The 14,215-nt window shown below is 70.2% G+C and carries 10 protein-coding genes, 1 tRNA gene and 1 other RNA gene; 6 read left to right on the top strand and 6 right to left on the bottom strand.

All coding sequences use genetic code 11. The features are described 5' to 3' along the window. Positions 1 to 39 precede the first annotated feature (39 nt). Together OG361_RS21215 and ffs are read right to left on the bottom strand one after the other, a co-directional pair. Positions 40 to 2,187 carry a DNA polymerase III subunit gamma and tau gene (locus OG361_RS21215; RefSeq protein WP_405855788.1) on the bottom strand — a complete coding sequence of 716 codons (2,148 nt, stop codon included), beginning with the start codon at positions 2,185 to 2,187 and terminating at the stop codon, positions 40 to 42. A 244-nt stretch (positions 2,188 to 2,431) separates the two neighbouring features. Continuing rightward, positions 2,432 to 2,530, bottom strand: an RNA gene (gene ffs, locus OG361_RS21210) — signal recognition particle sRNA small type. A gap of 140 nt (positions 2,531 to 2,670) precedes the next feature. Here ffs and OG361_RS21205 point away from each other — a divergent pair. Both OG361_RS21205 and OG361_RS21200 read left to right on the top strand, forming a co-directional pair. After that, positions 2,671 to 2,758 (top strand) — tRNA-Ser (locus OG361_RS21205). Positions 2,759 to 2,942: 184 nt separating this feature from the next. After that, positions 2,943 to 3,902 (top strand): phosphorothioated DNA-binding restriction endonuclease, encoded by a 960-nt coding sequence (locus OG361_RS21200; RefSeq protein WP_405855786.1) that lies wholly within the window; start codon positions 2,943 to 2,945, stop codon positions 3,900 to 3,902. Here OG361_RS21200 and OG361_RS21195 read toward each other — a convergent pair. Both OG361_RS21195 and OG361_RS21190 read right to left on the bottom strand, forming a co-directional pair. Beyond that, positions 3,877 to 4,305: a type II toxin-antitoxin system VapC family toxin gene (locus OG361_RS21195; protein ID WP_405855784.1), complete on the bottom strand. Its 429-nt coding sequence runs from the start codon at positions 4,303 to 4,305 to the stop codon at positions 3,877 to 3,879. The two genes, OG361_RS21200 and OG361_RS21195, sit on opposite strands and share 26 nt — an antisense overlap. Then, positions 4,302 to 4,577, bottom strand: coding sequence for a hypothetical protein (locus OG361_RS21190; RefSeq protein WP_405855782.1), 276 nt, complete (start codon positions 4,575 to 4,577; stop codon positions 4,302 to 4,304). The genes OG361_RS21195 and OG361_RS21190 overlap by 4 nt, the downstream gene beginning before the upstream one ends. A gap of 548 nt (positions 4,578 to 5,125) precedes the next feature. On the opposite strand from OG361_RS21190, the gene OG361_RS21185 reads away from it, so the two are divergent. The 4 genes from OG361_RS21185 (at position 5,126) to OG361_RS21170 (ending at position 10,950) form a co-directional block, all read left to right on the top strand. Then, complete coding sequence (locus OG361_RS21185; RefSeq protein WP_405855780.1) at positions 5,126 to 7,555, top strand: helicase-associated domain-containing protein; 2,430 nt, start codon at positions 5,126 to 5,128, stop codon at positions 7,553 to 7,555. A gap of 120 nt (positions 7,556 to 7,675) precedes the next feature. Beyond that, positions 7,676 to 7,891: a type II toxin-antitoxin system VapB family antitoxin gene (locus tag OG361_RS21180; protein WP_405855778.1), complete on the top strand. Its 216-nt coding sequence runs from the start codon at positions 7,676 to 7,678 to the stop codon at positions 7,889 to 7,891. After that, positions 7,888 to 8,310: a PIN domain nuclease gene (locus OG361_RS21175; protein ID WP_405855776.1), complete on the top strand. Its 423-nt coding sequence runs from the start codon at positions 7,888 to 7,890 to the stop codon at positions 8,308 to 8,310. Before OG361_RS21180 ends, OG361_RS21175 begins: the two co-directional genes overlap by 4 nt. Before the next feature lie 528 nt (positions 8,311 to 8,838). Then, positions 8,839 to 10,950: an MMPL family transporter gene (locus OG361_RS21170; RefSeq protein WP_405855774.1), complete on the top strand. Its 2,112-nt coding sequence runs from the start codon at positions 8,839 to 8,841 to the stop codon at positions 10,948 to 10,950. A 146-nt stretch (positions 10,951 to 11,096) separates the two neighbouring features. On the opposite strand, the gene ddaH is transcribed toward OG361_RS21170, so the two are convergent. Together ddaH and OG361_RS21160 are read right to left on the bottom strand one after the other, a co-directional pair. Next, on the bottom strand, positions 11,097 to 11,924 hold the full coding sequence (gene ddaH, locus OG361_RS21165) for a dimethylargininase (protein ID WP_405855772.1): 828 nt from the start codon (positions 11,922 to 11,924) through the stop codon (positions 11,097 to 11,099). Between the two features lie 369 nt (positions 11,925 to 12,293). Beyond that, positions 12,294 to 13,613, bottom strand: a complete 1,320-nt coding sequence (locus OG361_RS21160; RefSeq protein WP_405855770.1) for an acetyl-CoA carboxylase biotin carboxylase subunit family protein — start codon at positions 13,611 to 13,613, stop codon at positions 12,294 to 12,296. Positions 13,614 to 14,215: the final 602 nt, after the last annotated feature.

The following is a 14,215-nucleotide window of genomic DNA, read 5'->3' as shown; positions in this document are numbered from 1 at the left end:
GCGGGATGCCCCTTGTGCGGGCCACCGAGCGAGACGGCCCTAGTCGTTCGTGTATTCCTCCACAACGGTGGCTCCGAGCTCGCGCACGATCAGGTCGTGCCCCGAGAGGGCCGAGTCGACGAGGTCGGGATCGTCCTCCTCCGGCACGTCGTCCTCGGGCGCCACGGGCTGCGGCGCGGGCGGCGCGTACGCCTGGGCGGGGGCCTGCGCCGGAGCGGGGGCGGACGCCTGCGGGAAGGCGGGGGGCGGGGCGGACTGCGTCGGTGCGGAGCCGGCCGGCGGGGCCTGCTGGAAGGCCGGGGCGGGGCTCTGCTGGAAGGCGGGGGCGGCCGGGCGGCCACCGCCGAAGTTGGCGGCGGCGGGCGGCGGCGAGGCGCCGCCCGAGGGGTCGATGATCGCCTCGACCTTCCACTGCACGTTGAACTGCTCGGCGAGGGCCTGCTTCAGGACCTCCTCGCTGCCGCTGCTCGCGAAGTTGTCCCGGGCGCCGGCGTTGAGGAAGCCGAGCTGGAGGGTGGTGCCGTCGAAGCCCGCCACCTGCGCGTTCTGACTGAGCAGGATCCAGGTGAAGCGGCGCCGGTTCTTGACGGCGTCGAGGATCTGCGGCCACAGGTTCCGCACCTGCGCCGTGTCACCCCCGCCACCGGTGGCGGGAGCCGGGGCCTGCGGCGCGGGCTGCGCGTGTACGGGCGCGGGGGCGGCCGGAGCGGACTGCGCGGCCGGGGCCGCCGGGGCGGCCGCACCGGGCCAGGCGCCGGGTGCGCCACTGCCGGGCGCGGCGGCTCCGGGCCAGGCCCCCGGCCGGGGCGAGGCGGGCGCCTGCGGGGCGGGCTGGGCCTGTACGGAGTCGGGCGCCGGGGCCTGTGGGGCGGGGGCGTGCTGGACGGGTGCCGGAGCGGGCTGCTGTACGGGGGCGGGGGCGGGCGGCGGCGGGGCCATCGGCGTGTGGGCCTCGGGCCCGGGCACGTACCCCAGGGCGGGCGCGGGCGGTCCGGGCGTGTAGACGGGCGCGGGCCCGGACCCGGCGGCCACCCCCCGCTCCAGCCGGTCGAGGCGCGCCTGGAACGAACGCTCGTCGTCGAAGGCGGCGGGCAGCAGCACGCGCGCGCAGATCAGCTCCAGCTGGAGCCGGGGCGAGGTGGCGCCGCGCATCTCGGTCAGGCCGGCGTTGACGAGGTCGGCGGCGCGGCTGAGCTCGGCGGCGCCGAAGACGGACGCCTGGGCCTGCATGCGCTCGATGACGTCGACGGGGGCGTCGATGAGCCCCTTCTCGGCGGCGTCCGGCACGGCGGCCAGGATCACCAGGTCGCGCAGCCGCTCCAGGAGGTCGGCGACGAACCGCCGGGGGTCGTTGCCGCCCTCGATGACCCGGTCGACGACCTCGAACGCGGCCGCGCCGTCCCCGGACGCGAAGGCGTCGACCACCGAGTCGAGCAGGGACCCGTCCGTGTAACCGAGAAGGGACGTCGCCATGGCGTATGTCACACCGTCGTCGGCGGCGCCGGCGAGCAGCTGGTCCATGACGGACATGGAGTCACGCACGGACCCGGCGCCGGCGCGCACGACGAGCGGCAGCACGCCGTCCGCGACGGGGATGCCCTCCTGCCCGCAGACCTGGCCCAGGTAGCCCCGCAGGGTGCCGGGCGGCACGAGCCGGAAGGGGTAGTGGTGGGTCCGCGACCGGATGGTCCCGATGACCTTCTCGGGCTCGGTCGTGGCGAAGATGAACTTGAGGTGCTCCGGCGGCTCCTCGACCACCTTCAGGAGGGCGTTGAAGCCCGCCGGGGTGACCATGTGGGCCTCGTCGATGATGTAGATCTTGTACCGGCTGGAGGCGGGCCCGAAGAAGGCCTTCTCCCGCAGGTCACGGGCGTCGTCCACACCACCGTGGGACGCGGCGTCGATCTCGATGACGTCGATCGAACCCGGCCCGTTCCGCGCGAGGTCGCGGCAGGACTGGCACTCCCCGCAGGGCGTCGGGGTCGGACCCTGCTCGCAGTTCAGGCACCGGGCCAGGATCCGCGCGCTGGTCGTCTTCCCGCACCCACGGGGCCCGCTGAACAGGTACGCGTGATTGACCCGGTTGTTCCGCAGGGCCTGCTGCAACGGGTCGGTGACATGCTCCTGCCCGATGACCTCGGCGAAGGACTCGGGACGATAGCGGCGGTAGAGCGCGAGAGACGACACGTATACGAGGTTATAGGCGCCCACCGACAACCCGGGAAAAACCACCGGGCCGGGACCGGGTCGAACCGGACCGGGGCCGGGTCGAACCGGACCGAAGCGCAGCCGGAACGGGCCGGGGGATGCCGGAACGGGCCGGGCGGAGGCGGCGGGACCGGCCGGGGGCCAAGCCGGAGGGCCGGGGCCGAGCAGAAGCGGCACGTCGCGGCGCCACCGGAGAGGGCGGCACATCGCGACGCCACCCGGGAACGCAAGCGCCCCCCACGCACCCGCCAGAGCCAACCTACCCTTGCTGCCTTCCGGCCCTGGGGGAGTTCAGTCAGATAGCGCCGCGTGAGGGGCTCCGCCCAGCGTACCCGATGCCGGGACCCCCTCGACCCACTCCCCCTCGGGGCCGTCATCCGCTCCGACCCCGATCGGCCCTCCCCCGGACCTCGATCGAAGCGAGTTCGCGAGCACCCTCCTCGGTCATGTAATGTTCCGACCGGAGGATTCGCCTAGTGGCCTAGGGCGCACGCTTGGAAAGCGTGTTGGGGGCAACCCCTCACGAGTTCGAATCTCGTATCCTCCGCCAGTGCCTCACCGGGCACTTGAAGACCCCGACCGGGAAACCGGCCGGGGTCTTCTGCGTTCCGTGGTCTCAGTTGGAGTCTCGTTTACTTCGGACATTCGCTTACTAATCATCCACAACCATGTCGGCAAGGCTTCGGGCGCATGTGCGCGCACGTCCGGGTCAGCGGTCACTACGATCGCCGGTCATGGACTGGCTGGAGCGGACCGCAACGTTGAGGCAGTGGACCCAGGGCGGGGCGCGGGCTCCGCACAAGCCGCTGCTCTTCCTGTACGCCCTCAGCCGGTTTCAGCAGGATGGCGACGGCGAGCTGGTCTACAGCGCGGTGGAGGAGGACCTGAAGCAGCTGCTGGCCGAGTACGGTCCACCCAACAAGACGACGCCCGCCTACCCTTTCCACCACCTGGTCAGCGATGGGGTGTGGGAAGTGCGCACCAACCGCGGACCCGGCAGTCCCGGAAGCGCGGTGCGGGAGCTCCGGGCGGCCGGGGCTTCGGGGCGGCTTGCGCCGGAGCTGCGGGCAGCCCTGCGGCGGGAGCCGTCGCTGTTGGGGCGGATGGCGCACGTACTGCTCGACCTGCACTTCCCGCCCTCCCTCCACGGCGAACTGTGCGAGGCGATCGGCCTGGAGCTGGAGCCGGCGGAGTCCGGGCGGCTGTCGTCCGTGCAGCGGCAGAGGGACCGGAGGATGCGGGAGCAGGTGCTGACGGCTTACGAGTACCAGTGCGCCTTCTGCGGTTACGACGGACGGATCGGGGCGGTGCCGGTCGGGCTGGAGGCCGCGCACGTGCGATGGTGGGCGTTCGGCGGCCCGGATGACGTCGACAACGGCCTTTGCCTGTGCTCGCTGCACCACAAGCTCTTCGACAGGGGTGTCCTCGGTGTAGGTGACGGCCACCGCATCCTCGTCTCGCAGCACTTCGTCGGCCGCAGCCCCGTAGCCCGCGAGCACGTCATAGCACTCGCGGGGCGCCCCCTCATCGGCCCACAGCGGGGCGTCCGCCCCGTGGCGAAGGCCCACCGCTCCTGGCACACCAGCCAGGTCTTCCGCGGCACCCCGCGCCCCGGCGCGGATCTTCCCCGAGCCAGACCTCAAGAGGGCACGCACACCCGGCCTCGGCTCAGCCCCCGAACTCCCACGGGTTGAGCAAGAGCACGCCGGTCCGGGCCAGGTGCTTGATGTTCCGGCTCACCAGAGTCCACCCGTTCGCCAAGGCGGTGGCGGCGATCAGCGCATCCGGTGGATCGATGCTGGTCCCGGCGCTCTTCAGCTTCCGATGCAGGGAGAGGTGGGCAAGGGCCTCGCGTTCTCCGATGGCCGCGATCCGGGCGCTGCAGTCATCGCGGATGCCGTCGAGCGCCCGCTCGAAAGCGGCACGCCGCACCAGGTCCGCTGTCTGCGCAATGCCCGCCTCGATCTCCGCGATCGTGATGACACTCAGGTAGAGGCCGGTGGCCGGGACCGAACGGGCCCAGGCGACAACGGCTGGAGCGGGCTTCGGCCGAGTGGTGATCTCGGCGACCACGTTGGTGTCGAGAAGATAGATCACTCGCCACCCGCCGCGTCATCGTACGAGCGCTGCCCGAACTCCAGACCCTCGAACGGGGCTGACGCAAGCCGCTCAAGGAATCCGTCACTGCCGAGGGTGGCCCAGCGATGAAGCATCTCCGGAAGGGCATCGATGTCGGTGTCGGCGAGTTCGGCGTCGAAATGCCCGAGCTGCTGCTCGGGCAAGGACTCCCGAATCTCCCGAATCGTCCGCAGCGGATGTGGATCTTCAGGCCGACGGGGCGGGAGCGGAATGTTCGGGGCAGTACTCATGATCGGCTCCTCCACGAAGCGGTCCGCGGGCCCATACCTGGGGACAAGCCCAGAGTGGCCGGCCATCAAGCAGGCCGGATCCGGGCGAACCCCTACCAGCCCGGTCTCAGTTCTGGTCTCATTCGCCCCCGTCCGGCCCCGTCCAGACGGCACCACCCTGAGCACTCCGCCGCAGGTCAGGACGCCTACGGCCCCCGCCGGACCCCCGTACGAACATTTGGAAAGCGTGTTGGGGGCAACCCCTCACGAGTTCGAATCTCGTATCCTCCGCAGCCGCCTGAACAGGCGAAACGAAGAACCCGGACCGCTCCAGCGGCCGGGTTCTTCGGCATGCCCTGGTCTCATTTGCAGTCTCGTTCATCTCCGGCATTCGCGACATTTCGCGCACCGTGCCGGGGTCATGCGCGATCCGGCTCATCAGCAGCTCGGTCTCCGTGGGTGAACTCCCCACCGAGTGCCGACGGAGAACCCGTCGAATGCGCCATCCTTGGCTCCGCCCGGGCCTGCTCCGGCCCGAGCCGTGTTCCCGGCCTCGCGAGGTGTTCCCCATGACGTCCCGATCCACGCTGACGGCCTGGCTGGCCGGCCTCGACGCCCCGCGGCTGGCACGCGTACTCGGGATACGGAAGGACGCCGTGGCGCCACCGGAGCCACGTTCCATGGAGGAGCTGGCGGAACGCCTTCTGCGGCCCGGCTCGGTCGCGCTCGTCCTGCCGCAGCTGGCCCTGCCGTACCTCCAGGTGGCCGAGGCCCTGGCCGCCTTGGGAACGCCCTTGTCGCGCGGCGACCTGGCGAGGGCGCTGGGAGCGACGGCGCCCACCGTCGCTCGGGCGCTGGACGGCGTGCTGGTGGCTCTGGCCGATCACGCTCTGGTCTGGCCGGACGGCGATGGGAAGCTCGCCATGGCCGCACCGCTGCGGCAGGCGTGGGACGCGCCACTGGGTCTTGACGCTCCATTGGACGAGCTGCTGGAGGGTGTGACCTCCGAGGAGCTGCGCGGCATGCTCGTGGCACTGGGCATCAAGCCGCCCGGCACGCGGCAACAGCGCACGACCGCCGTCCTGGAACACCATGGCGATCAGCAACGCGTCGCCGCAGTGATCGCCAAGGCTCCTTCGGCCACCCGCCGGCTGCTTGAGCGCCGGGCGAAGTCCGCACCGCGACACACGGAGTTCGTCGTGTTCGGAGCCCCCGGGGCCGACTCCCCGGGCGAGCGATGGGCCCTGGACCGGGGACTCCTGGTCCGGAACCGCCATGGGTACGGGCAGGCCCGTATGCCCGCCGAGGTGACACTCGCGCTGCGCGGGCCCGGCTGGTCGGCCCCGTTCGAGCCCTTCCCGCCCGTCGCGGAGCCGGTGTCCGTCACCGCCGTGGAGGTGGACCGGGAGTCGATGGCGGCGGCTGCGGCGTTCGCGGCACAGGCTGCCTCGGTCCTGTCCGCCTCCTCGTCCGCTCCGCCGGCCAAGCTCAAGTCCGGTGGGATCGGCGCACGTGAACTGGCCAGAATCGCCAAGGCGGCGCAGGCCGACGGCGCTGTCGTACGCATCACCCTGGAGACGGCGTACTCGGCCGGGCTGCTGGCGGTCGACGGCGACCGCGTCGCACCCACCGAGGAATACGACACCTGGACGGCGCAGGAACCCGCGGAACGGTTCGCGGAGCTGCTTCAGGCATGGTGGAGCTTGGGACTCACCCCTTCCCAGGCCCGCGACGAGGACGACAAGGCGCTGCCGGCGGTGGTCGGGACGCCTCCCTGCGACGGCTGCCTGCAGGCTCGACACGGGCTGCTCGCCGCGGCGGCGATGCTCCCGGAAGGACAGGGCGTGAAGGTCGCCACAGACCTGGTCCCGCTGGTGACATGGCACCGTCCGCTCGCCCACCCGTCCACCCAGGACGAGACACCGTTCGCCGCGGCGATCCGCGAGGCCGAGTTGCTCGGTGTCATCGCCCGAGGCGCACTCTCTCCCCTCGGTGCCGCTCTGCTGGCCGATGACACGGAAGGGCTGACCACCGCCTGCCGGCGGCTGCTGCCCGAGGCCACCGGAACGGCCCGGTTCGGCGGCGACCTCACGGCCGTCATCGCCGGCATGCCGTCCGTACGTGTCGCCGAACTCCTGGATTCGACCGCCGACCGGGAGGTCAGCGGAACAGCTTCCGTGTGGCGGTTCAGCGCGGACAGCGTCCGCCTGGCCCTGGACGCCGGCCGCACAGCGGACGAGATCTCGGCCGAGCTGACCGCCATCGCCGGCGGGGCCCTGCCGCAGCCTCTGTCCTATCTCATCGCCGACACGGCTCGCCGACACGGCCACGTGCGCATCGCCCCCGCCGCCTGCGTCGTCCACGGCGAGGAACCGGCCCTCCTGGCCGAACTCGCCGCCCACCGGGGGCTTGCCGCGCTCGGGTTGCGGCAACTCGCCCCGACCGTGCTCGTCAGCGGCAGCCCGCCCGACCAGACCCTCGCCGCGCTACGGGCCCAGGGCTATGCCCCCGTCGCCGAGGCCGCTGACGGAACCGTACGCATCGAGAAGGTCCCGCCCCAAAGGGCCGCCGCCATTCCGGCCCTGCGGAAGACCAGGGGGCGAACGGGCCCCGAACGCACGGCGCACCGAGCGGCGGAAGCATCGGCAGCCGTCGACTCGTGCGCCATGGCCGCCCGGCTGCTGACCGCCCCGCTGACGGCTCCGGAGCCCGACCCCTTCGGGACCGGGGGCCCCTTCCATACGGACACCGAAGAGATTGTCGCCGGGTACGCGAAGCAGTTGACGTACACCGATGTCCGCCAACTCGCCCACGCCATCGATGCCGGTACGGCCATCCGGGTCGCCTACGTCGCCGCCTCGGGAAGCCCCACCGTCCGTACCCTCAGCCGCCTCGACCTCGACCCGCCCTACCTCGAAGCCTGGTGCCACCTTCGGGACGCCGAGCGTGCCTTCACCCTCTCGCGCATCCATGAGGTCATGCCAGTGGGGCATGGCTGAAGCCCCGGGGCGCGTAGCGCTCGGTGGGAGCGTCGCTGTTGGGCGTTCCCTTTCCCGCCACCTTCATGCATCACCATTGATATACTAGGTGCACCTATAGATATACAGCGAGGTGCACCGATGAGTCGCACAGTGATCGATCTCGACGACGAACTGCTGGCCGAGGTGGCCAGAGCCCTCGGCACGGGCACCAAGAAGGAGACCGTCAACACCGCCTTGCGCGAGGTACTGGAGAACCGGCGCAGAGCACTCGCACTCACGCGCCTCCGTGCGGCAGCAGGCGAGGGGGCCTTCGATCTTGAGCTCTTCGAAGACAAGAGAAACTACCGTCGGTGAACTCGGCCCAGTTCCTCATCGACACCAGCGCCCTCGCCCGGCTCTTGCGCGGTGACGCCGAGCAGTACGGATGGGACCAGGCCGCAGCGGCGGGTCTCATCGCGACCTGCCCGATCACCGAACTCGAGTTCTTCTACAGCGCCCGCTCCGCCGACGACCGCGCGCAGGGAATCGAGAACCTGCGTCCCCTCTTCGGGTGGGTCCCCGTGGACGACCGGGCATACAGCCGGGCCTGGCAGGTCCAGGAAGCCCTGACCAAAAGAGGTCAGCACCGCAGCGCAGGGGCGGTCGACCTGGTGGTAGCTGCCACCGCCGAGCTCCAGGGCCTCACGCTCCTGCACCGCGACCGCGACTTCGAGTGCATCGCCGCCGTCACCGGGCAAGCCCTCCAGTGGTACGGGCCTGACGTCGGCAAGTGACCTTCACGGTCTCAGTCCTGGTCTCATTCACCCCTGTCCGGGCCCGTCCGGACGGGCCCACCCCGAACGCTCCGCCGCAGGTCAGGACACCCACGACCCCCACCGGACCCCCGTACGAACATTTGGAAAGCGTGTTGGGGGCAACCCCTCACGAGTTCGAATCTCGTATCCTCCGCCAGTGCCTCACCGGGCACTTGAAGACCCCGACCGGGAAACCGGCCGGGGTCTTCTGCGTTCTGTCGTCCAGCCGCGTTTCGCCGGCCCCGCTGCTTACAGCGGGGCTCTTCGCGTTCCGTGGCTGCAGTCGGTCAGCCGGTGGCGGTGCGCTCGCCGATGAGGCGTGGATCACATTCCGGGGAGCGGGCCTCACATTCCTGGGCTCTGAATCGCTCGTAGTGCGGAATGCATCCGCGACGGGAGAGCCCACGATGTCCCCCACCCCGCCTGACCCACCCCGCTCGGGTCTGCACCTTCGCCCATCCCGGCCAGCTCTCACGTCGACCGAACACTGAGCACTGAGGAATCAACATGATGCGAAGACTGGCTTCGTTGCCCGGTGGAAGAGTGGGGAAGTGGGTCGTCCTCGCGCTCTGGGCGGCCCTGCTGATCCCGGTCCTGATGCTGGCCGGCCGGCTCGGCGACGTCGAGGAGAACGACAATTCGGCTTGGCTGCCCGGTAACGCGGAGTCGACCAAGGTCGTGGACCGGGCCGAGAACTTCCGACGTGCCGATACCGTGCCCGCGATCGTGATCTACGACCGGCCCGAGGGCGTCACCGCTGCCGACATGGCCGAGGCCCAAGCCGACGCCGAAGCCTTCAAGGGCATGGAAAACGTTGTGGGGCAGCCACAGGGACCGCTGAAGGCCCAGGACGGCAGGGCCATCCAGACCGTGGTCCAGCTCCACAAGGACAAGACGGGCTGGGAAAGGATCGGCAGGACCGTCGACGCGATGATCAAGGTCGGCGAGGAGAACGCCGACGGTCTCGGCTTCCACGTCACCGGACCGGGCGGTTACGCGTCCGACTCGATCAAGGCATTCAGCGGAGGGGGCGCCCTGACAACGATCACCGCGTTGGTGGTCGTCGTGATGCTGCTGCTCACCTACCGCAGCCCGTTGCTGCCACTGCTGCCACTGCTGACCGTGGGCGTCGCCCTGGTCACGTCGGAGGCGGTGATCTACCTGTTGGCGAAGAATGCCGGACTCGTCGTCAACAAGCAGACGAGTTTCATCCTGACAGTGTTGGTGTTCGGCGCCGCCACCGACTACGCACTCCTGCTCATCTCGCGGTACCGGGAAGAGTTGCTGCGGCACGAGGACCGGCACGAGGCGATGGCAGAGGCCTTGTACCGCTCCAGTCCCGCGATCATCGCCAGCGCCGCGACCGTCGCGGTCAGCCTGATGCTGCTGACGCTGGCCACTCTCAGCTCCACCCAGGGGCTCGGGCCGGCCTGTGCCGTCGGCATCCTCGTCGGGCTGCTCGCCATGGTCACCCTGATGCCGGCCCTGCTGGTCATCTGCGGCCGCTGGATCTTCTGGCCGGTGAAGCCGTCGTACGGATCGGCCGAGTCGGCCAAGGAAGGCATCTGGACCCGGGTCGGCACCGCCGTCTCCCGCCGGCCGCGGATCGTGTGGATCGGCACCACGCTCGTCCTCGGCGTCATGGCGATCGGGATGCTCGGGCTCAAGGCCGACGGACTGTCCAACAAGGACCAGTTCACCGGCACACCGCAGATGGCCGTCGGCGAGAAGATCCAGTCCGAGCATTTCCCGGCCGGGTCGGGCGACCCCGTCGTCGTCGTGGCCAAGGCCGCTTCGGCGGAGCAGGTGAGGACCGCGCTGTCCGGCGTACCGGGAGTCGTCGGTGTCTCGACGCCGATGGTCAAGGACGGCGAGGTCATCATGCTCGGGGAACTCGAGGACGACCCCAGCGGCAAGACCGCGATCCGCACCGTCGAGCAGGTCAGAATCGCGGTCCACAAGATCGAGGGCGCGGATGCCCAGGTCGGCGGCAGCACGGCGATCATGCTCGACACGCGGGAAGCGGCCGCCCGCGACTCCGAGGTGATCATCCCCATCGTGCTGGTGGTGGTACTCCTCGTCCTCGCGCTGCTGATGCGGGCGATCGTCGCGCCGCTGTTGCTCATGGCAACGGTGGTGCTGTCGTTCGGAGCGGCCCTCGGCGTGAGCAGCCTGGTGTTCAACCACGTGTTCGACTTCGCCGGCGCAGAAGCCTCCTTCCCGCTCCTGACGTTCGTGTTCCTGGTCGCCCTGGGCATCGACTACAACATCTTCCTGGTCACCCGGGTGCGCGAAGTGGCGCTGCTGCACGGCACCCGGCGCGGCGCGCTGCTGGGCCTGTCCACCACCGGGGGTGTGATCACCTCAGCGGGTCTGGTGCTGGCCGGCACCTTCGCGGCGATGGCCTCGCTGCCGCTGGTGTTCGCGGCCGAGCTCGGGTTCGCCGTGGCGTTCGGCGTGCTGCTGGACACCATGATCGTCCGCTCGGTGCTGGTCACCGCGCTGACCCTGGACGTGGGTCGATGGATGTGGTGGCCCAGCAAACTGTTCAGGCATCACGACGTCCCCCAGCCGCCGGCCGGCAAGCCCGACCTCGAACCCGCCCTCAGGAGCATGTGACAACCTTCCGCCACCGGTAGCCGATGTCGTGGTCGACGCTGTGAGCGGGAGCAGGGCCGGCAGTCGCCGCCTGGCCTGCACCCGTCAGAGCGCACACGCGTGTGGGAGCCCCGAGCCGACGGCCCGGGGCTCCGGCACTGTTCGGGTCAGCGAAGGACGAGCGTGCAGCACTTGACGCTGCCGCCGGCCTTGAGGAGTTCGCTGAGGTCGACTCCGATCGGCTCGAATCCGCGTTCCCTCAGACGCTGCTTGAGGTGCACGGCGGCGTCCGGGAGAAGGACGTGGCGGCCGTCGGAAAGCGCGTTGAGGCCGAAGACCGCGGCGTCCTCGGCCGTGGCGAGGATGGCGTCGGGGAACAGCTCGCGCAGGACGCTCCGGCTGCCAGGGGTGAACGCCTCGGGGTAGTACATGATCTCGGTGTCGGAGAGAACGGCCAGTGCGGTGTCCAGGTGGTAGAACTCGGGGTTCACCAGGGTCAGCCCGATCACCGGAAGCCCGAAGAACTCCTGGGCCTCGGCGTGCGAGCGGGGGTCGGTCCGGAAGCCGGTGCCGGCCAGCACCGTGCGCCCGACCAGCAGGTAGTCGCCTTCGCCTTCGTTGATGTGCTCGGGCCAGTGGACGTCGCCGTAGCCGTGCTCGACGAACCAGGACAGGTACGCCGGGCCTTCCGCGGTGCGCTCCACGTGCCGGAACCTGGCCGCGAGCACGCGGCCGTCGATCACGGTCGCACCGTTCGCCGCGAACACCATGTCGGGGAGACCGGGAAGCGGATCGATCACCTCGACGGTGTGGCCCAGGCTCTCGTAGAGGTTCTTGAGTTCCGACCACTGGGCGTGGGCGAGCGAACTGTCCACCGGCTTGGCCGGGTCCATCCACGGGTTGATCGAGTACGTCACGTGGAAATGCTGCGGCGGGCACATCAGGAGGCGCCGAGGGGTGGCCGTCCGGGTCTGAGGCGTGTCGGTGGTCGACAAAGGGGTCTTCTCGCTCTTCGAAGTGGCGCGCCGGGGTGCAGGGGCGCTGCTCCGCGGCAGATGAGTGGGTTACAGGGGGCGGAGAGGCGCAGTCGGTCCGAGGTCCTTGCCGGAGAGGACGCGGTGCCCACTCGTCCGACGGCGAACCGGGCGGCGATCAGGGCCGATACGGAGACCGGCCTGCCGCACGGCGCCGGGTCGGGCCTCGGTCGGACCGGGGCCGCGTCGTTTCCCGGGCCGTGCGCGGGCGTTGCACGGCAGGAGGGTGGCGGGGCGACGCCCCGGCACCTCTCGTGTCCGCTGCGGCGGCCGCCGCGTCCGGCGACTACCGGACGGCCGGCGGCCGTGCGGCCGTCAGCCGTGCGGCCGTCAGCCGTCCTCGCGCCGGTAGGTCGACATGAGCCGGGTGTCGTACCCGAGGGCGGACTGCATCCTGTGCAGATCCCTGCCCTTCGTGCCGGCCGGGATGACCGTGATGCGGTCGGCGAACCAGGCCAGGACCTCCTCCGACCGCTTGTGGAACTCCTCGAGCGTCTCGGTCGTGATCACGACCTCGCCGACGCGCTTGGTGGTGTCGGAGGTCGACACCGGCAGCGAAGCCCCCACCAGGTGGCCGAGCAGCACGTACTCGACGTTGGGAAGGCTCATGACCTCGTCCTGCGACGGTACTCCGAAGAGAACGCCCGGGGGCGACGTGATGTACGTGCCACCCACGATCCCGGGGCGCTCCCTGACCGTCACGTCCGGTGCTTCACCGAGCGCCAGCGACAGCGCGGCATCGCCGAGGTCGACGCCGAACTTGCACTCGACCTGCTCCTGCACGAAACCGCCTCGTCGCGCGGCACACTCGCTGAAGGACACCTCACCCTCGTGGTGGAACAGCTCCATGTGGAAGATGCCGTCGGTCAGGTCGAGCGCCTCCAGCGCCGCGCGGACCACGGGCTCCGCCAGCCGGAACGCCCACGCCTCCGTCGCGGAGTCGAACCGGCGGTCCTGCATCGTCGCTTGCGACTCGACCACGCTCAGACAGGTGTGGGTGTACTCCGCGACGGACAGGAAGCGGATCTCTCCGTCGTGTACGACACCGTCGACCAGCCACTCGTCCCCCTGCTGGAACTCCTCCACCACGAAGGTGCGCGCGGAGCCTCCCTCCGACCGGAAACGGCGCACGGCCTGGCGCAACTCGTCCGTACTGCGCACCGTGGCCGTCTGCCGTGTCGCGGCTCCGGTGACGGGCTTGATGACGCCCGCCTCGAACGGCAGCTCGGGGATCTCGTCGTCGTGGATGTCCTCCAGGACGATGGACCGGGCGGTCGGGATGCCCCGGGCCCGCACGGCCTCCTTCTGAAGGTGCTTGTCGCGGAAGCGGACCGCCACGGCCGGCGAGATCCCCGGACAGCCGAGAGCCTGCGCGAGGACGGCGACGTTGATGAGCGCGTACTCGTTCGTGGTGGTCACGGAGGCGAAGCGTTCCTCGCCGAGGCCGGCCCGGGTGAGTGCGGTCAGCACCGCCTCGGCACTGCACTCGTTCTCCACGAAGACGGGAGTGACGCAGTCCGGGAGGTCCGGGAGCCCGCTGTCCCTCCAGTACGGGCCGTAGACGACGACTGCGGGGATGCCGCGCATGCCGCAGGCTCGCAGAACGTAGCGGTCGACCCCGACGAACAGGGGACGTAGGCGCGAGGTCATGATGTCGAACCTTCCAGTGCAGCGTCGGCCGGAAGACGGGGCTCTGGTCAGGGCGGTGCCGGTTGCGAGCTCACCGCCGGAGCATTCGGTCCCGGTGTGGGCAGTGCCCGCCATGAGAACCCGGCGCGGCTGAAGCGCGGCGACCCGGATGAGGAAAGGCTCGCCCCTCGGCGGCGTCCGGGAATCCCCATTCCCGGGTATCCCCCGATTTCGCCCTCAAGTCCCCGGTATTTGTACGGCCATAGGTCTAGTGGGTTGCCAGCTAACACCATGATCATCCCGCGAGCGCCATACCCCACCTGTGATGATCATCACAGCTGAGCGGGGTTGGAATCGGCTCAACTCGCAGTGCAGGCTCATGGTTTGCCGCAGTCGGGCGGAGCAATACGGGCTGACTTTACATTCCGCTTCCCGGTGCATTCCGGTGTCGGCCGCAATGCCCTGATGCGTCGTCAATCAGCCACTCGTCGAAGCGAATTCATCGGCCGATGGCTGCGGCGGTCGTGCGGCCGCCGAACTTTCCGCACCCGGTGGGGCGGGCATCGTCCGAAGTGCCCCGGATTCCTGCCGCGTTGAAGCCACAGAGAAGAAGGAAGCGTGCC

It is taken from the genome of Streptomyces sp. NBC_00090 (assembly GCF_045160815.1).
Classification (GTDB): domain Bacteria; phylum Actinomycetota; class Actinomycetes; order Streptomycetales; family Streptomycetaceae; genus Streptomyces.
This window is presented reverse-complemented; position numbering and strand designations above follow the sequence as displayed.

Coding starts and splice junctions, on each gene's coding strand:
- OG361_RS21200 (WP_405855786.1), top strand. CDS start 2,943: ATGGACTGGCTGGAGCGGACCGCAACGTTGAGGCAGTGGACCCAGGGC.
- OG361_RS21190 (WP_405855782.1), bottom strand. CDS start 4,577: ATGAGTACTGCCCCGAACATTCCGCTCCCGCCCCGTCGGCCTGAAGAT.
- OG361_RS21185 (WP_405855780.1), top strand. CDS start 5,126: ATGACGTCCCGATCCACGCTGACGGCCTGGCTGGCCGGCCTCGACGCC.
- OG361_RS21180 (WP_405855778.1), top strand. CDS start 7,676: ATGAGTCGCACAGTGATCGATCTCGACGACGAACTGCTGGCCGAGGTG.
- OG361_RS21170 (WP_405855774.1), top strand. CDS start 8,839: ATGATGCGAAGACTGGCTTCGTTGCCCGGTGGAAGAGTGGGGAAGTGG.
- OG361_RS21160 (WP_405855770.1), bottom strand. CDS start 13,613: ATGACCTCGCGCCTACGTCCCCTGTTCGTCGGGGTCGACCGCTACGTT.